Source organism: Selenomonas sp. FOBRC9 (assembly GCF_000287655.1).
Taxonomy (GTDB): domain Bacteria; phylum Bacillota; class Negativicutes; order Selenomonadales; family Selenomonadaceae; genus Centipeda; species Centipeda artemidis.
Window position 1 is genome coordinate 95937 of sequence record NZ_ALJR01000027.1, and the last position, 19179, is coordinate 115115.

22 protein-coding genes and 1 riboswitch are annotated in these 19179 nt (G+C 57.9%); of the genes, 1 reads left to right on the forward strand and 21 read right to left on the reverse strand.

Annotated features, from left to right (window positions below; all coding sequences use genetic code 11):
- Positions 1-14: 14 nt before the first annotated feature.
- Positions 15-207: riboswitch (cobalamin riboswitch) on the reverse strand.
- A gap of 65 nt (positions 208-272) precedes the next feature.
- The 21 genes from HMPREF1147_RS07050 to ileS all read right to left on the reverse strand — a co-directional run bounded on the left by HMPREF1147_RS07050 (position 273) and on the right by ileS (position 18810).
- Positions 273-1004 carry a vWA domain-containing protein gene (locus HMPREF1147_RS07050; RefSeq protein ID WP_009658280.1) on the reverse strand — a complete coding sequence of 244 codons (732 nt, stop codon included), beginning with the start codon at positions 1002-1004 and terminating at the stop codon, positions 273-275.
- 12 nt (positions 1005-1016) lie between these two features.
- Positions 1017-1817, reverse strand: a complete 801-nt coding sequence (sigH, locus tag HMPREF1147_RS07055) for an RNA polymerase sporulation sigma factor SigH (protein WP_009350529.1) — start codon at positions 1815-1817, stop codon at positions 1017-1019.
- A 252-nt stretch (positions 1818-2069) separates the two neighbouring features.
- On the reverse strand, positions 2070-2618 hold the full coding sequence (gene pyrR, locus HMPREF1147_RS07060; RefSeq protein WP_009350528.1) for a bifunctional pyr operon transcriptional regulator/uracil phosphoribosyltransferase PyrR: 549 nt from the start codon (positions 2616-2618) through the stop codon (positions 2070-2072).
- 10 nt (positions 2619-2628) lie between these two features.
- Positions 2629-3534 carry an RluA family pseudouridine synthase gene (locus HMPREF1147_RS07065; protein ID WP_009658255.1) on the reverse strand — a complete coding sequence of 302 codons (906 nt, stop codon included), beginning with the start codon at positions 3532-3534 and terminating at the stop codon, positions 2629-2631.
- Positions 3531-3989, reverse strand: coding sequence for a signal peptidase II (lspA, locus tag HMPREF1147_RS07070; protein ID WP_009658230.1), 459 nt, complete (start codon positions 3987-3989; stop codon positions 3531-3533). The genes HMPREF1147_RS07065 and lspA overlap by 4 nt, the downstream gene beginning before the upstream one ends.
- A 17-nt stretch (positions 3990-4006) precedes the next feature.
- Positions 4007-4546 (reverse strand): DivIVA domain-containing protein, encoded by a 540-nt coding sequence (locus HMPREF1147_RS07075; RefSeq protein WP_009658252.1) that lies wholly within the window; start codon positions 4544-4546, stop codon positions 4007-4009.
- A gap of 20 nt (positions 4547-4566) precedes the next feature.
- A complete protein-coding gene (locus tag HMPREF1147_RS07080; RefSeq protein WP_009658207.1) occupies positions 4567-5361 on the reverse strand; it encodes an RNA-binding protein in 795 nt (264 codons plus the stop codon).
- Positions 5361-6173 (reverse strand): pyrroline-5-carboxylate reductase, encoded by an 813-nt coding sequence (proC, locus tag HMPREF1147_RS07085; RefSeq protein ID WP_009438831.1) that lies wholly within the window; start codon positions 6171-6173, stop codon positions 5361-5363. Before proC ends, HMPREF1147_RS07080 begins: the two co-directional genes overlap by 1 nt.
- Positions 6174-6178: 5 nt before the next feature.
- Positions 6179-6694 (reverse strand): cell division protein SepF, encoded by a 516-nt coding sequence (locus tag HMPREF1147_RS07090; RefSeq protein WP_009658253.1) that lies wholly within the window; start codon positions 6692-6694, stop codon positions 6179-6181.
- A gap of 15 nt (positions 6695-6709) precedes the next feature.
- A complete protein-coding gene (locus HMPREF1147_RS07095) occupies positions 6710-7423 on the reverse strand; it encodes a YggS family pyridoxal phosphate-dependent enzyme (RefSeq protein ID WP_009438695.1) in 714 nt (237 codons plus the stop codon).
- The gene (gene pgeF / locus HMPREF1147_RS07100) at positions 7420-8235 is read right to left on the reverse strand and encodes a peptidoglycan editing factor PgeF (protein WP_009350520.1); all 816 of its coding nucleotides are present in this window, start codon (positions 8233-8235) and stop codon (positions 7420-7422) included. Before pgeF ends, HMPREF1147_RS07095 begins: the two co-directional genes overlap by 4 nt.
- Positions 8232-9980 carry a radical SAM protein gene (locus HMPREF1147_RS07105; protein ID WP_009438880.1) on the reverse strand — a complete coding sequence of 583 codons (1749 nt, stop codon included), beginning with the start codon at positions 9978-9980 and terminating at the stop codon, positions 8232-8234. Before HMPREF1147_RS07105 ends, pgeF begins: the two co-directional genes overlap by 4 nt.
- Positions 9981-10004: 24 nt before the next feature.
- A complete protein-coding gene (nrdR, locus tag HMPREF1147_RS07110) occupies positions 10005-10475 on the reverse strand; it encodes a transcriptional regulator NrdR (RefSeq protein ID WP_009350518.1) in 471 nt (156 codons plus the stop codon).
- A gap of 27 nt (positions 10476-10502) precedes the next feature.
- Positions 10503-11393, reverse strand: a complete 891-nt coding sequence (locus HMPREF1147_RS07115) for a helix-turn-helix domain-containing protein (protein WP_009658276.1) — start codon at positions 11391-11393, stop codon at positions 10503-10505.
- 87 nt (positions 11394-11480) lie between these two features.
- Positions 11481-12626 (reverse strand): cysteine desulfurase family protein, encoded by a 1146-nt coding sequence (locus HMPREF1147_RS07120; RefSeq protein WP_009658206.1) that lies wholly within the window; start codon positions 12624-12626, stop codon positions 11481-11483.
- Positions 12623-13066: an Rrf2 family transcriptional regulator gene (locus tag HMPREF1147_RS07125; RefSeq protein WP_009350515.1), complete on the reverse strand. Its 444-nt coding sequence runs from the start codon at positions 13064-13066 to the stop codon at positions 12623-12625. The genes HMPREF1147_RS07120 and HMPREF1147_RS07125 overlap by 4 nt, the downstream gene beginning before the upstream one ends.
- Before the next feature lie 99 nt (positions 13067-13165).
- Positions 13166-13618, reverse strand: coding sequence for a deoxyuridine 5'-triphosphate nucleotidohydrolase (locus HMPREF1147_RS07130; protein ID WP_009350514.1), 453 nt, complete (start codon positions 13616-13618; stop codon positions 13166-13168).
- A gap of 78 nt (positions 13619-13696) precedes the next feature.
- Complete coding sequence (hfq, locus tag HMPREF1147_RS07135) at positions 13697-13924, reverse strand: RNA chaperone Hfq (protein WP_009350513.1); 228 nt, start codon at positions 13922-13924, stop codon at positions 13697-13699.
- Complete coding sequence (miaA, locus tag HMPREF1147_RS07140; RefSeq protein ID WP_037351279.1) at positions 13921-14889, reverse strand: tRNA (adenosine(37)-N6)-dimethylallyltransferase MiaA; 969 nt, start codon at positions 14887-14889, stop codon at positions 13921-13923. Before miaA ends, hfq begins: the two co-directional genes overlap by 4 nt.
- Entirely contained in the window at positions 14886-15563 is a 678-nt protein-coding gene (locus HMPREF1147_RS07145; RefSeq protein ID WP_009658229.1) for a metal-dependent hydrolase, read from the reverse strand. Before HMPREF1147_RS07145 ends, miaA begins: the two co-directional genes overlap by 4 nt.
- A gap of 127 nt (positions 15564-15690) precedes the next feature.
- Positions 15691-18810 (reverse strand): isoleucine--tRNA ligase, encoded by a 3120-nt coding sequence (gene ileS / locus HMPREF1147_RS07150; protein ID WP_009658233.1) that lies wholly within the window; start codon positions 18808-18810, stop codon positions 15691-15693.
- 191 nt (positions 18811-19001) lie between these two features.
- Between ileS and HMPREF1147_RS12420 the strand changes: the two genes are divergently transcribed.
- Positions 19002-19179, forward strand: a 178-nt coding sequence (locus HMPREF1147_RS12420) for a helix-turn-helix domain-containing protein (RefSeq protein ID WP_369791745.1), incomplete at its 3' end; no start/stop codon positions are given.

A 19179-nucleotide genomic window follows, 5' to 3' on the forward strand; every position in this document is an offset into this window, starting at 1 on the left:
TCTGTGCCAAAGCACACGGTGACTGTCAGACAGGCAGTTCTTCCGGCTCGGTTCATCGCTCCTCTGCGCCTTCCCAAGAGATCTTGGCATCTCTCAGTGACATTATGCAGATTCGCTCCCCTCACGGCGGCGGGACCGCGCCGGCTCTTCCGGCTTCCCTATTAAGCGTGCGCCCGCAGGCGCCGCACCTGTCTCCTCGTATTTAATTATGGATTCATAACTACGCTTGATAGAATACACCGTTTTTTACTTATTGTCAATCAGATATGCGCTTATTTCGCCGTATCCTGCTCGACATGCCGCTTCCATGCGCCGCGCTCTGTGCCGGATTCTTCGGCGGCTTCCTTGACGTAGGCGCTGACGGCGTCATAGTTGGCACGGACACCCGTGTGCGTATTGCTGTACGTCACGGCATTCTCCCGATCGACGCCGATGGCGCCCGCCTCTTCTGCGGCGTCGATGTTCGCACCGAGATAGATGAACGACCAGCCGTCCTTTTCCTGTTTATCGGAAATCATACGTTTGACCGCCGCCCGTGTGAACTCCGTGCTTGCATTCTCAAGTCCGTCGGTGATGATGACGAAGACAACCTTTGTCCCCGGCGCAGTGATGCCGTCCGCACGCTCCATGCGCCGGATCGTCGTGCCAACGGCGTCGAGCAGCGCCGTTGTCCCGCCTGTCACATAGTCATGGTCAGTCAGCGGCGGAACACGCCAAATCGCCTTTCGATCATAGAGTGTCTGCACCTCGTCGTTGAAGAGGACTGCCGTCACACGGACGGGAATGTGGAGTGCACGTTGTTTTTCGACCATACTGTTAAAGCCGCCGATGGTATCGGACTCGAGTCCGCCCATGGAGCCGCTCTTATCAATGACGAGCACGAGCTCAATGCGCTTCGGCGTCTCAGCACCGGTGGTCTGATCCGCAGCATATGCGTGCGGCACAGTGATGAACAGTGCGCATAGAAGGACGGCACATACGCCGAACAGAGCTTTCTTCCACATAACAAGACCTCCTCAGGGTACTCCCACCGTACGGTTGATCGTCGTCAGTCCGCGGTAAACTGTGCCGATGTCCAGTTCCTCGCCGCGCGACTCCATATATTTCTCGAGTTTTCGCTTGACGCGCTGGAGCGCGTTGTCGATGGACTTCACTTGACGATGGAGATCGACGGCGATCTCCTGATAGGATTTTCCGTCGAGATAACTCATGAGGACACGCCATTCGAGATCGCTGAGGATCTCCTCCATCTTTTTTTCGATATCGACAAACTCCTCGCGGCTGATGACCAGTTCCTCCGGATCGCTGATGCGCGCGCCCGAAAGGACATCGAGCAGTGTGCGGTCGGAATCCTCGTCATAGATGGGCTTATTGAGCGAGACATAGGAGTTCAGCGGGATATGCTTTTGCCGCGTCGCCGTCTTGATCGCCGTAATGATCTGCCGCGTAACGCACAGCTCGGCGAACGCGCGGAACGAGGAGAGCTTATCCTCGCGAAAATCGCGAATCGCCTTAAAGAAGCCGATCATGCCCTCCTGCACGATGTCCTCACGATCTGCACCGATGAGGAAGTAGGAACGCGCTTTTGAGCGCACGAAATTCCGGTACTTATTGACGAGGTAATCAAGTGCCTCGTTGCCCTCGTGCGTACGGATATGGACAAGTAATTCCTCATCCGTATAGCCTTCGTAGATGCTGTTTTCGGGCATCTCGCTTTCCGGCTCGTCCGCCTCTTCGATTTCGCCTGCCTCAAGTTCGTCCGGTGCAGACTGTTCATCATCCAGCATTGACTTTTGTGGGTCGCCAAAAAAAATCATACGATTGCTCCGTATCTCCCAATACCGTCTGCTTGGGAAGTTGCCGATGAGATTTCATTCGTCTTTCCATTTCGATTATAACCCTATTGTAAAACTGCCGTCAAGGGATAAAAAGAAAGGACACTTGCACTAGGATATTAACCTCGGTGCAAATGTCCTGTTCTGAGCGTATCCGGCGGATGGATGCCGCTCCCGCTGGCATGCTGCGCGGCACGCTGCAGGATGATATAGATACCGTGATGCGGATGTTCTTCATATGCATTCGCGAATGACGACTTTTTCCTCCGCATCGGTGTCATATAATTGAACGGAAACATCCTCGTGCGCCGCCGTCGGCACATTTTTTCCGACATAGTCGGCACGGATGGGCAGCTCGCGGTGCCCCCGGTCGATGAGGACGGCGAGTTGAATGCTCTTCGGACGTCCGATGTCGAGGAGTGCATTCATCGCAGCGCGGATTGTGCGCCCGGTATAGAGTACATCGTCGACGAGCACAACCGTCTTGCCCGTGATGCCCTGCGGCATCTCCGTCGGGCGCACAAGCGGCTGATAGGAAAGCTCGTTAAGGTCATCGCGGTAGAGCGTGATGTCAAGTACGCCGCGCGGGGGAGCGATGCCCTCGATGCGTGCAATCTCAGTCGCGATACGCTCCGCGATAAAGACGCCGCGCGTGCGGATGCCGACGAGCACAAGATGCTCCGTCCCCTTGTTCTTCTCGACGATCTCATGAGAGATGCGCAGGAGGGCGCGACGAATGCCGTCAGCATCCATGAGAACGGCTTTTTCTTTGAATGCGGTCATGCTTCTCTCCTTATCTGCCTGCGCGCAGACGGTGCAGGATATCCTCCATATCGGCGGGAAGCGGCGCGGTGAACCTCATCTGCGTGCCCGTGCGCGGATGCGCCAGGGTGAGGATATGTGAGTGCAGCGCCTGTCCATGTATTCCAAAGGGATTTTTCATCGCCGTGTACTTCGCATCGCCGACGAGCGGATGTCCGATGCTCGTCATATGAACGCGAATCTGATGCGTCCGCCCCGTCTCGAGTACGCAGCTGACGAACGTATAGTCACCGAATCGTTCGAGCACTTCGAAATGCGTGGTCGCGGATTTACCGCCGCTGCGGACGATTGCCATGCGCTTTCGGTCGGTCGGGTGCCGCCCGATATCGCCCGTGACAACGCCCGCGCGTTCGGCGATGTTTCCGTGCACGAGGGCGCGGTATTCGCGCCGCGCGTCTTTGCTCCGTATCTGCTGCGCGAGAAAATGATGTGCCATATCGTTTTTCGCGGCAACCATGACGCCGGAGGTATCCTTGTCGAGCCGGTGCACGATGCCGGGGCGCAGCTCTCCGTTGATGCCGGAGAGATCGCGACAGCGGAAGAGAAGCGCGTTGACGAGCGTCCCCGTGAGATTGCCCGCGGCAGGATGAACGACCATCCCGCGTGCCTTATTGATTACAATAATGTCCTCGTCCTCATAGAGAACATCGAGCGGGATATCCTCCGCTGCGATCACAACCTCCTCGGCGGGCGGCACGGTGCAGCAGATTTCCTCCCCGCTGCGCAGCTTATAATTCGGTTTGACCGGCGCACCATCCACACGGACATTACCGTCCGTGATGAGGCGCTGCACATAGCTGCGCGAGCATTCCTCCATTTGGCGCGCAAGAAAAACATCCAGACGTTCTCCCGCACAGTCCGCAATATATCGGTTCATCGCGGCAGCTCCTTATTCTGCACAAATAATGCCCACAGCACGGCAGCGGTACCGATCACAATGGCGATGTCGGCAATGTTGAACACAGGCCACACACGGAAGTCAAAGAAATCCACGACATGCCCCGTACGCACACGGTCGATCATATTGCTCACCGCCCCCGCCGCGAGAGCAACACTCCCATAGTGAATGAGCGTACCACTGCGCCGCAGCCGCGGATAGAACCCAAGGAACACGACGAAAAATGCCGCCGCAACGCCGAGGAAGAGCGATCGGCTGTGCGCGAAGATGCCGAACGCAGCCCCCGGGTTCAGCACGTAGGTAATGTGAAAGATTCCCGCCGCAACGGGGATGCTTTCTCCCGGCAGCATCGCTGTCTCCACATAGAATTTTACAAGTTGGTCGGCAAGCATAATGATAAAAAAAAGAAATGCGGCTTTCGATCGTCCGCTCATTCGTTTTGTTTTCCTTCCTATTCTTTGGAGGGAGCTTCCACAGGCTGCGGCGTTCCTGTGGAATCCGTCATATCCGGCATGCCGGCAATCTCCTCGTCAATCCGCTTCAATTCTTCCTGCACGCTGCTCTTCATACGACGCAGAAAGGCATGCTTTTCCTGCACAAGACGTTCGTATTCGCCGACGATGCCTCGTACCTTATCGGCGGCTTCCTCAAGCTGTGCCTTGGAACGGATTTCCGCCTCCCGACAGAGGTTCTGCGCTTTCTTCGCGGCACTCTCAAGGATTTGATCTGCAGTTTCCTTCGCGTTCGCAGTCACTTCCTCCGCCGTCTTTTGCGCCGCCATAAGCGTATCGCGCATCCCCTGTTCGATGCGGTGAAACTCTTCGTTGCTCTTCTGCGCGCGCGCAAGCTCCGCCCGGAGCGTTTCGTTATCCTCGAGCAGCGCCGTATAGTCCTTGATGATCTCATTGAGGAAGTCGTTGACCTCCGCCTCATCAAAGCCGCGGAAGCTCTTCCCAAATTCTTTCGCCTGAATGTCCTTCGGTGTCAGCACGATGCGTCCCTGCCCTTCCCTTAGAAATAACGATGCAGAACGACGGAGATGCGTCCCTTCTTGGTCTGCCCGCGCACCTCCGTGACCTCTAGTCTGCCGCGTCCGCGCATGGAGAGCACATCGCCCTGTTTGATGTTCTTCGAGGCGCTGCCTGCGCTCTGCCAGTTGAGTTTCACCTTGTCCGCCGCGATGTCATCCGCCGCACGGCTGCGCGAGATGCCAAAGCCCGCCGCAGCGATGGCGTCGAGACGCAGGGACGCGACAGTCGCGCGGATCTCCTTCGTCCGCTCTTCGCGCGGTGCGATGTCCGCGAGGTCGCCGAGGGCGGTCGTGACACGCACGGCGCCGATCATCGTGAGCTCTTCCATGATAAAATGCGCCATTTTCGTATCACAGAGGATCTTCGCCGTATCCCCGGCGAGAAGAATATCTCCCACGCCGCCGCGGTCGATGCCGAGTCCCATCAGCGCGCCGAGCACATCGCGATGCGTTAAATGCGCGAACTGCCCGTTCCACGCCGCAGTGACGCAGACGATCTCACAGCCGCCCGGTGTCCCTGCAAAATCCTCGTGCAGGAGCATCGCGCGCTGCCGCTCCGCTCCCGCGTATCCGCCGTCAAAATCGAGCCGCAGTCCGTCATAGCTCGCGCGAACGGTCTCTGCGATCTCCTGCCCGTAGGGATCGAGAAAGGGAGTGATGCGAAATTTTTGCGTTTTCATCACGTTTTCCGCAAGGTCAAGCAGGCGCATTGCCGTTTCTTCCCCCTCACCCCCGCGATAAAAGCGCAGAATGCGTTCCCTCTGTGCCGAAGCCATTAATTCCTCCCCAATTCTCTTGCGCGCTGCGCTGCGGCAAGAACCGCTTCCATGAATGCAGCGCGCACACTCCCACGCTCCAATTCCCGAAGCCCCGCCGCAGTTGTTCCCGCGGGACTTGTCACCGCTGCGCGCAGGTCGGCAGGTGACATTTTTCCGCGCAGAACCATCTCCGCTGCCCCGAGAACGGTCTGTGCCGTCAGCAGCGTCGCCGTATCACGGCGCAGCCCTGCGGCGACCCCGCCCTCAATCAGAGCCTCCATCATGAGGAGCGCATAGGCGGGACCGCTGCCGGAGAGTCCGGTCACGGCATCCATATCCGCCTCATGCACCTCCGTTGTCCGCCCCGCAGCACCAAGGATCAGCGCGGTAAGCTCGCGCGCACGATCCCCTGCGAGAGATCCGCACGCATATGCCGACATCCCCGCACCCGCTGCGAGCGGCGTATTCGGCATCGCACGCACAACGGGATGTCCCGGGTATGCTTCCTCAAGCACAGCGATTTTCAGACCTGCAACAATGGAGAGCACACATGCCCCAACGCGCAGATGCTCTGCAGTCTCTCGCACAGCAGCGGCTGCCGCCGCAGGTTTCACTGCGAGAATAAGCATATCAATACGGGGCAGAAAATGTTCTGCCCCGACTTCTGCATGAACGCCGTAGGTGTGCCCAAGCATGTCGCAGCGCACCGCCTTATGCTCCGAAACGAATATATGCGGTGCGGCGACCGCACCGGAGGATGTCACTCCCGCGATGATTGCCTCCGCCATCGCCCCGCCGCCGATGATTCCAATGCGCAGATTGTCACACATGATATTTACCGATTCAGCCACGACATGTCGTCGGTCAGCCGGTGCTCTTCCTCAGAGTAGCTGACATTGACGTTGCTCGGCGCACAGAGGATGACATTGTTGCTGATTTTCTTAATATCGCCGTTGAGTGCATAGGTTGTCCCGCTGATAAAATCGATGATGCGGTTTGCAACGCTCTTCTCCGTCTTTTCGAAGTTCAGCACGACAGGCTTTTTCTTTTGCAGGTTTGCAGCTACCTGCTGTGCATCGTCAAACGTCTGCGGCTCAATGACGACAACGTTCATACGGTACGCCGCAACCACATTATCAATCGATGCGGCGGATGACGTACCGCCCGTCGATGATGAAAAATCGGGAAAGCCCGAAAGATTGGCACCGGTCTCCGGACGCCGCGCACGCGATCCGATGTCCGTCACGCCGGAGGATTTCCTCTCCGTCTCTTTTTCCTGTCCCTCGGTTTCCTCCGCCTCGTCTTCGGCGGTAATACCTATGGTTTTTGATATTTTCTTGATAATGCTCACTGCTGTGTCACACTCCTAAGTATTGTATTGGCGTGCGCCAAAGATCGCCGTACCGACGCGCACAAGATTTGCGCCCTCTTCGACCGCAACGGTGTAATCGTGCGTCATGCCCATCGAGAGGTAGCGAATATCCGCCTTGGGGGGTTCCTTTTCCTTTGCTTCTTGAAACAGTTCGTACATCTCCCTGAACAGAGGACGGCATTTCTCCTCATTGTCATAATTCGGCGCAATGCACATAAATCCCTGCAAGCGCAGATGAGGAAGCCCTGAGACTGCCCGAAGCAGCGGATCTAAATCCTCACGGTAGACGCCGGACTTCGACGCCTCGCGTGCAAGATTGACCTGTACGAGAATGTTCTGCACCTTGCCGAATTTTTCCGCCGCCTTATCGATTTCTGCGGCGAGATGCTCGGAATCAACCGAATGAATGAGATCAAACTGTCGCACGGCGTGTTTTGCCTTATTGGTCTGTAAATGTCCGATGAGATGCCATTTCGCTTCACGCTCAAGTGTCTCCGCCTTATCAAGCGCTTCTTGGATGCGATTCTCCCCGATGTTCATCACACCACTGTCGATCGCGGTACGCATCGCTTCCACAGGGTGATTCTTCGTGACGGCAATCAGCTCTACGGGAGCCTCGACAGGCACATGGGTACGCCGTGCCCGCGCCTGTGCGATCTCCGCGCGAACGGCTCGCAGGCGCTCGCATATCATGATATCGTCGCTCATTTCAGCTCCATCACCGCCGCCAGTCTTCCCGTTGTCCCGCCCGAAGCACGGTAGGAATAATACCAAGTTCCTTCACACGCCGTACATATATTGGCACAGTCGATCTGTTCCTCCGGAATGCCCGCCCCGATAAGCTGGATCCGGTTTGCCGCCCACAGGTCGAGGTGTATCTCGCCGTCTTTCTCCGCGAGGATTTCCGCTTCATGACCGGGCATCGATGCGCGAAACTCTGCTGCCTCCGCTGCACCGACAGGATAGCACGCGGCGCTGATCGAGGGTCCAATTCCTGCGAGGAGATCCCGGGGCTTCGTCCCGAACTCCTCAGTCATGCGATGAGCGGTCTTTGCCGCAATATGATGCAGTGTGCCGTCACGCCCCGCGTGGATCACCGCACCCGCATGCCGCACAGGATCATAGAGCAGAACGGGCACACAGTCGGCAAAGCAAAGCATGAGCGGCACGCCGCAGTCATTCGTGATAAGCGCGTCGGCGTCTGCCATCGCATCCGCATAGTCATGCGCCCCGCGCCCCGCATCACGGCGCATGACGCGCACAATCTCCGTTCCATGCACCTGCCGCACCGAGCAGATGCGCTCCGCATCAAGTCCCATCGCCCGCATATAGCGCACGCGGTTCTCCCACACGGCCGCAGGATCGTCACCGACATGCAGTGCCATGTTCAGAGTATCATACGGCGCCGCGCTCACCCCGCCCTGCCGTGCCGAAAAGCCGTGTACCACTTTGTCCTCGGGAAAGATGTCCAGCCGCCCGTTCCATAAATTATCGCCGATCCGCTGCAATACAAAACTCATGATATTTTCCTTTCCGCACCCGTGCAGACACCGCACCGCGTACACCCGTCGGTACAACAGGGCGTCGATTTCAGCGTCTGCGCCCGCACATATTCCTGTCTGAGATAATGTTTCGTAAACCCCATATCGAGATGTTCCCACGGGAGGATGTCGTCCTCCGCCCATGCAGGATTCAGATAAAAGTCCGGCGAAAGCCCCTCCGCTTTCATCTCCGGCACGAGATCCTTTGCGCCGCGCCCCTCGGCGGCACGGATCAGCGGCTCCGAGAGCCGGCGGTCTCCGCGCGCAAGGATCGCCTGTACGAGCGCTTCCTTGGGCGACTCGAAATGCACGATGATGCGGGGGCGGCGGCGCAGCGCCGTGACGATCCGCTTCATAACGGCGTCGAGACGCTTCTTATCCGCCATCGGCATCCACTGGAACGGCGTGAACGGCTTCGGCACGAAGGGGTTCACACTGAGCGTCAGCGTCCCCCTACAGCCCTTCTCGTCCATATAGTCGCGCAGGCGCACGGCGAGGTCGATGATTGCCTCAATGTCGGCATCCTCTTCAAAGGGAAGCCCGACCATGATGTAGAGCTTGAAATTCGGGATGTGCGCCGCTGCACCGAGATCAATCGCCGTAAAGAGGTGATGTTCCTCGATCCCCTTGTTGATGACCGCGCGCATCCGCGCACTGCCCGCCTCAGGAGCCAGCGTGAGCGTCCGCAGACCACTCGCAGCAAGGGATTCCACGAGCTCACGCGTCACCGAATCCGCACGGAATGAGGCGACAGACATCGACAGCCCCGTCCCGAGGATGGAACGGCAGAGCGCGTCGATCTCCGGGTAGTCCGAAATCGCCGCGCCCATGAGACCGATTTTTTTCCCATAGGAAAGGGCGTCCCGCACCTGCGCCTCGATCACGGGGAGCGATCGGCTGCGCGGACGGCGGAAACAATACCCCGCCATGCAAAAACGGCAATGCCGCCCGCAGCCGCGGGCTGTTTCAATGAGGTAAAAATTGAACTCCGTATCGTCGGTGACGATGATCGTATGCGCCGGATAAGCGTCGAGGTCGCGTACCCACTGCCGCCGGATACGCGGCGGCACGCCGTCCGCGGGAAGAAGTGCCGTCATCCGCCCGCCAGGTGCAAAGGACGGTGTATAGAGCGCGGGCACATACACACCGGGAACGTGTGCGAGCCGCAGCAACAGTGCCGCCCGATCCTCTCTCGCGCACATCCCCTCATGATAGGCGTCCATCAGAGCACCGACGGTCTCCTCCCCCTCGCCGATGATGAAGGCGTCGACCACGGCGGCAAGGGGCTCGGGGTTGAATGTCGCACAGGGGCCGCCCGCAATAACGAGAGGATCGCGGTCGCCGCGTTCCGCCGCACGTATTTGGACACGGCTGAGCGAAAGCATTTTGACAACGTGAAAATAGTCCGGCTCAAAGGAAACGGCAAAGCCGATGACGGCGAAACAGGAAAGCGGTGTCTGCGTCTCCACGCTCATCATCGGCGTCTGCGTGCGCTCGTAACGCGGGAGTTCCGTGCGGTCGGGCAGGAAGACGCGCTCGCACGCGGTATCGCCGCGGCGATTGAGGAGATCATAGATGATATGCAGCCCGAGGTTCGACATGCCGACAAAATAGGTGTTCGGATAGACAAGAGCAAAGCGCGTGCGTCCGCCCGGCGGCCTTCTCACATACCCGTGCTCCTGCGCGAGCCGTGCGATAATGCCGTTTTTCAATCGCTGATCCACGCCCTGCCTCTTCCTTTCACGTCGTTACTCTTTCTCCTTCCCCTTGTGCGCGCGCAGTGTTTCAAGTTCCTCAATGAAATTCGTAATATCGTCAAATTTACGATAGACGGAGGCAAAGCGGATATATGCCACCTCGTCAAAATCCTTCAGCCGCTCCATCACAATCTCGCCGAGCTTCTCGGACGGAACTTCCGGCTCCGTACGATTGCGGATGTCACGTTCGATCTCGGCAACAAAATTCGTAATCTGCTCCATCGAGATGTCCCGCTTATCACAGGAACGAATGATGCCCGTCATCAGCTTGTCGCGGCTGAACGGCTCGCGGCGATTATCTCGCTTTACCACCATGAGCGGCATTTTCTCGACCGCCTCGTAGGTGGTAAATCGCCGCCCGCATTCAGGGCATTCGCGACGGCGGCGAATCGTCGTCCCGTCATCGGCGGCGCGGGAGTCAACGACCCTGCTGTCCGGCTGCTTGCAAAAAGGACATTTCATCGGATCCACCTTTCCTCATGCACGATATTACCGCATATTCTTTGTGTCCTTGGATGCGTCCTTCGGCGAACGTACGGGCTGCGGAGTTTTCTCCGCCTCGGCGGACGGACGCGGTGCGGGCATACTTACGGTATCTTTCAGATCCTTCGTCGTCTTTGTGAAGCGGCGTTCGACAACCTCGCCGACCGCGCCGAACTTGCCAAGCTTCTTTCCGTTCGCCGTTACCTCGACTGCTCCCGCATTCCCCGCACGCACGACAATACTGTCCTTGCCCTGCCAGTTCTCAGTCACTCCTTCTTCTAGGAGCCCTTCATAGACGGTTTCTCCGTCCACCTGCACCTCTGTCCAGCAGCGCTCGCTGAGGTGTATGCTGACACGAACATCCTGTGCGGCGGCACTGCGCGCCTCATCCACCGCGTCCGCCTCTGCCGCAGGTGCGGCGACAGTAGTTTTTTCGGACGGTACCTGCGCCGTCTCACGCGCCGGTGTATTGATATAGGAGACGAGTGCCGCCCCTCCGCCAACGAGGGCGACGAGGACGATGATTCCCACAGCGAGTTTCCCAAAGATCCCCGCATAGGACGACGAACCGTTGCCGCCGATCGATATTTTGGAAAGCGATTCGTCGCCTACGCTGCTGAGCGTAACGCGGTGCGGCTTTTCCTCTGCGGGTGGGGGCGGTGCGATCGGTGTTCCCTGCTCCTCCGCAAACTGCTGCATAAGTTTCTCCGCATCGAGCCGCAGAAAACTCGCATAGTTGCGGACAAACCCCTTGGCATAGACCATTCCGGGCAATCCTTCAATATTGCCCCGCTCGATACACTCGATGTATAGCGCACGGATACTCGTTCCCTTTTCGATGTCCGCAATCGTCATCCCTTGTTTCTCGCGCTCTTTTCGCAGGACGTCGCCAACCATGAGATCTCCTCCTGGAACAGTGTTGCTCTCTGTTTATCGTGTCGTTGATACTAATTATACATGAAGTACCCTATAAAGACAAATATTTCACTGCAGTTCTTCTGCAATCGCCGCAAGTGTCTCTGCAAAACTAAGGACATCCTCGCGCGTAGTGTGGCGTCCAAGGCTCACGCGGATACAGGTGCGTGCCACATCCTCCGAACACCCCATTGCGCGCAGCACATGCGATACCTGCGCTGCACCCGCGCTGCACGCGCTCCCCGCCGAGACGGCAAATCCTGCAAGATCAAGACGAATGAGCAACGTGTCCTGTGCGATCCCCGCAATGCCGAAGTTCAGGACGCCGGCAAGCCGATTGTCCCGATCTCCATGAAACGAGGTGGACCGAATCCTTCCGATGCGTTCGCGCAGGAGCTCAGTATAGGCACGAAGACGTTCCTCCTCCGCGGTCTGCTCGGCACATGCAATCTCCGCAGCTTTGCCGCAGGCGACAATCCCCGCCATGTTCTCTGTCCCCGCGCGCATATCGCGCTCCTGGGCGCCGCCGTAGAAAAGCGGCGCGATGGCTGTACCGCGCCGCACATACAGTGCGCCGACCCCCTTTGCGCCATAAAATTTATGCGCAGAGAGAGAGAGTGCATCAACGCCGAGCACATTCACATCGAGAGGGATATGCCCGACCGCCTGCACTGCATCCGTATGGAATGGAATACCGCGTCCACGGAGCAGCGTCCCGATCTCTGCAAGTGGCTGAATGCTCCCAACCTCGTTATTCGCCGTCATGATCGAAACGAGTACCGTATCCTGCCGGAGCGCCGCCGAGACATCCGCAGGATCGATGCGCCCCGCCGTGTCTACCGGCAGATAGGTAACGGAAAACCCGCGGTGCTCCATCGCACGGCAACTCTCGAGCACCGCATGATGTTCAATGGACGAGGTAACGATGTGCGCCCCCTTCCCCGCAGTGCGCCCCGCCTCCGCGAGCCCCCGAATCGCCCAGTTGTCGCTCTCCGTGCCGCCGCTCGTGAAGAAAATCTCTTCGGGCAGAGCCCCAATGAGCGCCGCTGTCTTTTCCCGTGCACGATCGATACCACGCCGCGCAAGCTGACCAAACGTATGCAGGCTCGACGGGTTTCCGTAAACGCCTGAGAGATAGGGCTGCATCGCCTCGTAAACACGCGGATCAATCGGCGTCGTTGCCGCATGGTCAAGATAGACGAACCGCTCACTCATTGATTGCACCCCACATGCGCGTGATCGCCGCGCAGGAGATGCGCAAGGGAAATATTATTCAGCACGGAATTGATTGCTGCGCATACTTCTTCCCAAATTTGGCGCGTCGCACATGCGCCCGCATGAACGCAGCTCTGATCTCCTGCATCCACATCGGTGAGCAGGCAGTCAACGAGCGCGATAGGTCCCTCCACCGCCGTGATGATCTCTCCAATGGTCACCTCTGCGGGCGGACGGGAGAGCGTATAGCCGCCCTGCGCACCGCGTACGCTCTCTACAAGTCCCGCACGCCGCAGCGGCAGCATAAGCTGTTCGAGATAGTTCTCCGATATCCCCTGCGATTTTGCAATTGTCTTAATCGGTACAACGCCCTCCCCATAATGCAGGGCAAGTTCATAGAGCGCCGTAACGCTGTACCGCCCCTTTGTCGATAGTTTCATATAATACTCCCGAGGTGCTCACCGCACGGTTCACCCCCCACCGATTTATGTGATTTTATCTTTTCTATTATAAATGAGATGATGCCGCCTGTCAAAACTCTATGCCCCCGTCGAGCCAAAACCGCCCGTCCGCGCAGTGCCGCTTCCCGCGCGATCTCCGTCTACGGTCAGATAGGTTGTAAAGATCCCCTGCGCGATGCGCTCGCCCGCCGCGATACGCACCGCCTCCGCACCGTAGTTAAAGATTGGAATGAGGATATGACCTTCGTTCTCCGCATTCCCATAGTAATCCGCATCAATCACGCCGACGCCGTTCATCAGCATGAGGTGCTTCTTAAACGCCGCACTCGAACGGATATAGACCAGCAGCACCTCATTTTCCTGCATATACGCCTTCACCCCTGTTGGCACGAGCTTCCCCTCGCCCGGCGCAATCTCGACCGACTCCGCTGCGGCAAAGTCATAGCCCGTGCTCGCGCCCGTCTTGCGCTCCGGAAGATGAACGCCGCTGCTCTCATAGAGCGTAACAACCTCAAAACCTCGCGTTCTCATTGTGCTTCCTCTCTAAAGAAAAACCGCCGCGCCGAATCGCCTCATTCGGTGCGGCAGCATCGTGCTTTCTTCTTTCGGCTACTCGATCGGCACCTTGACAGTTGCGGACGGTGTGATGGTGGAGATTGCATGTTTATAAATCATCTGCTGTTTCCCCATGCTGTCAACCATGACGATGAAGTTGTCAAACCCCTTGACTACGCCCTTGATCTGAAAACCGTTGACCAAATGGATGATAACGGGGACGCTGTCCTTTCGCACTTGATTGAGGAAGCCGTCCTGTAAATTGATGATTTTTGCCGTCATGCTAAAAATCCCCTTTCTTTGCTCTCCCGCCATGTCTCTATATCGGCGAGAATCTGACACGTGAGTTCCGCCGCCGTATGCGTATCCGCATCATATCGGCGGATATAGGGCATTTTGCGGTACCATGTCATTTGGCGCTTTGCAAAGTGCCGCGTTGCCGTCTTGATCTGTTCAATCGTCTCTTCCAGACGCATCTCGCCCGTGAGATACGCCGCCGTCTCCTTGTAGCCGATGCCCTTCATCGCAGGGGTATCTCGCCCCACACCGCTTGCAAGGAGCCGCCGCACCTCGTCGACGAGTCCCGCCGCGAACATCGCGTCGACGCGTGCGTTGATACGCTCATAAAGATGTGCACGTTCCCGTACGAGTCCAATAACAAAGGCATCGTAAACCGTTTCGCCTTTGCGGTGCGCGCTGTCCTGCGAGATGCGCTCACCACCGCAATAAAATGTCTCGAGCGCACGGATCACGCGCCGCACATTGTTTGGATGCAGACGCGCGGCAGTCTCCGGGTCGCGCCGCGCGAGCAGCGCGTGGACGAACACATTCCCCCTGCACGCAGCGAGACGATGCATTCGTGCACGAAACCGCTGACTCCCCGGCGTCGCGTTGAAATCGTAGCCCTCGATCAGCGCCTTGATATAAAGTCCGGTCCCACCAACGATGAAGGGTATTTTCCCTGCTGCCTCATGCAGGGGAATCAGTCGCCGGGCATGCGCGACGAAATCCGTCACACTGAACGATTCCTCCGGCTCCAAAATATCGATGAGGTGATGCGGTACTACAGCAAGCTCCTCCGCCGTCGGCTTTGCGCTGCCGATATCAAAGCCGCGGTAGAGCAGCATCGAATCGCCCGAGATGATGTCCGTCCGGAGGTGCTCTGCCAGATGTAGTGAGAGCTCCGTCTTGCCCACCGCCGTAGGCCCTAGAAGAACGAGGAGCGGTGACTTTTTTCCCGCGCTCAAAGCTCGAGTGTTTCGCCCGGGGCAACGATACAGACTGCTGCGCGCGTCATCGCCTCCGTGACCTCCTTGTAGCGGTGGACTTCTTGCTCGATGACCGGCCATGTATTATAGTGAATGGGGATCACATGGCTCGCGTTGACCCACTGCGCCGCCTGTGCCGCGTCCTCGAGTCCCATCGTATAGTTGTCGCCGATGGGCAGCACCGCATAGTCGATCGTATCCTTGCGCCCGATGAGCTGCATGTCGCTGAACAGCGCCGTATCGCCGGCGTAGTAAACGACCTTATCCCCGATGTAGATAACAAAGCCGCACGCAACGCCGCCGGGCACACCCGCGCTGTGATGCGCGACCGTCATGCGCACCTTGCCGAACGGCAGTGTGATCGAGCCTCCAAGATTCATTGGGAACGATTTCAGCTCGGCGAGTGCCTGCGCCTGACAGACGTCAATGACCTCCGGGATCGCAACGATCGCCGCGCCCTTGCGCGCCGCGATCGACGGCGCATCGCCGAGATGATCCCCGTGCGCGTGAGTGAGCAGGATATAATCGCAGTCCACGTCGTTCGCCGAAACGCTCGCCGTCGGGTTCCCGGTCAAGAATGGGTCAACAAGGATCCTATGCGTGCCGTCATCCAACAGAAACGCCGCGTGCCCAAAGTAATGAAAACAAACCATCGCGTTCATCCTCCTCTTCATAGACTTTTTTATCATTATACGATATGACCGTATAATGTCAATATGAAAAAGCCGCCTGAATGAAGTGATGTCCTTCATTCAGGCGACTTTCCCAATGTCTTTTTCCTTATTTGATGGAAAGCGTCAATTTCTCTCCGTTGATGTTCCACTCTTTGCTCGTGCCCGCGGGCGCATCGTAGGAAACGGCGTCTGCGAGTGTAATCTCGCGGATAAACGCCTCGTTCTTCCGTGCGGTCTCTTCGAGATTCGCATTGCCCGAAAGATCGAGATTGATATGATCCGTCACCTCGAGCCCACACTCCTTGCGCATCGTCTGCACCTTGCTGATGATCTCGCGCACAAAGCCCTCTTCGATGAGCGCGGGCGTGAGCGTCGTCTCGAGCGCGACGGTGACGCCGCCATAGCTCTGGCAGTTGTAGCCCTCCTGCTGTGCGACCGTCACCTCGACGTCCTCGCTCGTCACCGTCACATCGCCGTCCGCGAGCGTGAGCGTATAGGAGCCGCCGCCCGCGAGAGCTTCCTTGACCGCCGCACCGTCACTCTCCTCGAGCGCTTTCTTGACCGCGCCCATCTGCTTGCCGACCTTGGGTCCTAGGACGTGGAAATTCGGCTTTACATGGTACGCGAGGAAGTCCGACATATCGTCGCGGAATGTCACCGCCTTTACGTTCAGCTCGTCCTCGATGATCTCGACGAAGAACTCCGGCAGGCGGTGTTCCGCCTTCACGAACATATTGCCGACGGGCTGACGGTTCTTGATGTTCGCCGCATTGCGCGCCGCACGTCCGAGTGTGACGACCTCGAGCACGATCTCCATATTGTCCTCGAGCTCCGTGTCGATGTACGACTCGTTCACCTGTGGGAAATCCGTCAGGTGCACGGAGATCGGCGCCGTCTTGTCCACGGAGCAGACGAGATTGCGGTAGATGCTCTCCGTGAGGAACGGGATCATCGGCGCCGCCGCCTTCACCGTCGTCACGAGCGCCGTGTAGAGCGTCATATACGCGTCGATCTTATCCTGCTCCATGCCCTTCGCCCAGAAGCGGCTGCGGCTGCGGCGGACATACCAGTTCGACAGCTCTTCGACAAAGGACTGGAGCGCCTTTGCCGCCTCGGTCACACGATAGCTCCCGAGGTATTCGTCCACCGCGCGCACCATCGTGTTCAGGCGCGAGAGCAGCCAACGATCCATCACGCAGAGCTTTTCGTAGGAGATCGTATGCTGTGTCGGGTCAAATTCGTCGATGTTCGCATAGAGCACATAGAACGCGTAGGTGTTCCACAGCGTCCCCATGAACTTGCGCGCGCCCTCCTGCACCGCCTCGTGGGAGAACCGATTCGGCAGCCACGGCGCACTGTTCTCGTAGAAATACCAGCGGATCGCATCCGCGCCGTGACGTCGCAGCGCGTCCATCGGTTCTACCGCGTTGCCCTTGGACTTCGACATCTTCTGTCCGTTCTCATCCTGCACATGCCCGAGCACGATGACGTTCCGATACGGACTCTCGTCAAAGAGCAGCGTCCCGATCGCGATCAGCGAGTAGAACCACCCGCGCGTCTGATCGACTGCCTCGGAGATGAAGTCCGCGGGGAAGTATTTCTCGAAGATTTCTTTGTTCTCGAACGGGTAGTGCCACTGTGCAAAGGGCATCGCCCCGGAATCGAACCAACAGTCGATGACCTCGGGGACGCGGTGCATCGCAGCGCCGCATTTTTCGCACGGGAAGGTGATCTCGTCGATGTACGGACGGTGCAGCTCGATGTCCTCCGGGCAGTTCGGCTGAAGTTTCCGGAGTTCCGCGATCGATCCGACCGAGCGCTCGCATCCGCAGTCGCATTTCCAAATGTTCAGCGGCGTGCCCCAGTAGCGGTTGCGGCTGATGCCCCAGTCCTGCACATGCTCGATCCAGTTGCCGAAGCGCCCCTCGCCGATGGATTTCGGAATCCAGTTGACCGTGTTGTTGTTCTTCACGAGTGCATCGCGCACCGCCGTCATCTTGATGAACCACGAAGCGCGCGCGTAATAGAGCAGCGGCGTGTCACAGCGCCAGCAATGCGGATAGTTGTGCGTGAACTCGGGCGCCTTAAAGAGCTTGCCGCTCTCCTCCAGATCGGCAAGGATCAGCGGATCGGCGTCCTTCACAAAGACGCCCGCCCATTTTGTCTCCGCCGTCATCTCGCCCTTGTCGTTGACGAACTGCACGAACGGCATCCCGTATTTGCTGCACACGCGGTTATCGTCCTCACCGAATGCCGGTGCCGTATGGACGATGCCCGTGCCGTCCTCGGTCGTCACATAGTCGTCGCAAATGACGAAGAATGCCTTATCGCGTACATCCGCGGAGACAAAATCGTAGAGCGGCACGTACTTGCGGTACTCGAGCTCCTTGCCCTTCATCGTCGCGAGGATCTCACGGTCGCCCCACGAGCCTTCAAATACGCTGTCCATCAGCGCCTCGGCGAGGTAGTAGACCTTGCCGTAGACACGCACCTTCACATAGGTCACCTCGGGGTTCACGCAGAGCCCGAGATTCGACGGCAGCGTCCACGGTGTCGTCGTCCATGCGAGGAAATACGCATCCTCATCGGCAGCCTTGAACTTGACGATTGCCGAACGCTCCGTGACATCTTTGTACCCCTGTGCCACCTCGTGCGAGGAGAGCGGCGTGCCGCAGCGCGGGCAGTACGGAACGATCTTGTGTCCCTGATAAAGAAGTCCTTTTTTATAGATTTCGCTGAGCGCCCACCACACGGACTCGATGTAATTGTTCTCGTAGGTGATGTAGGGGTGCTCCATATCCGCCCAAAAACCGACGACGTCGGAGAACTCCTCCCACATCGCCTTATACGTCCAGACAGATTCGCGGCATTTCTTGACGAACGGCTCGATGCCGTATTCTTCGATCTGTTCCTTGCCGTTGATGCCGATCGCCTTCTCGACCTCGAGCTCCACGGGCAGCCCGTGCGTGTCCCAGCCTGCCTTGCGCAGAACCTTCTTGCCCTTCATCGACTGATAGCGCGGCAGCATGTCCTTGATTACGCGCGTCAGCACATGCCCGATGTGCGGGCGGCCGTTCGCCGTCGGCGGGCCGTCGTAAAACGTGAACGTCTCCGCACCCTCGCGCTGATCCACCGCCTGCTGTGCAATATGATTTTCGCGCCAAAAATCCACAACGGCTTTCTCGCGCGCGGCAAAATCCAAATTTGTATCTACTTTATCATACAAAAAAATCCCTCCCGTACCGTAATCACGTCATTCTAGCACACGAGACCAGATTTTTCAAGGATACCGCGCTTCGATCCTTGTCCTTCATACAACGGGTTCATGGTAAAATGAAGTGGGACAGAAAAAAAGGACAGGCAGCGCTCAATGTGTTACAATGTTTTCACCACAAAAACAGAACAGAAGGTGCTGCCATGTCCCATACTCATTCTACCACAACCACGCGCTCATATAAACACCTAGACCCATATCGGCGCGGACAAATTTTTGCCCTCCTATCCACCGGTATGTCAAAGACTGACATTGCAAAGCAGGTGAAGATCTCCCGCTCTACCTTGTATCGGGAGATTACACGCGGCACTGTGACACAAA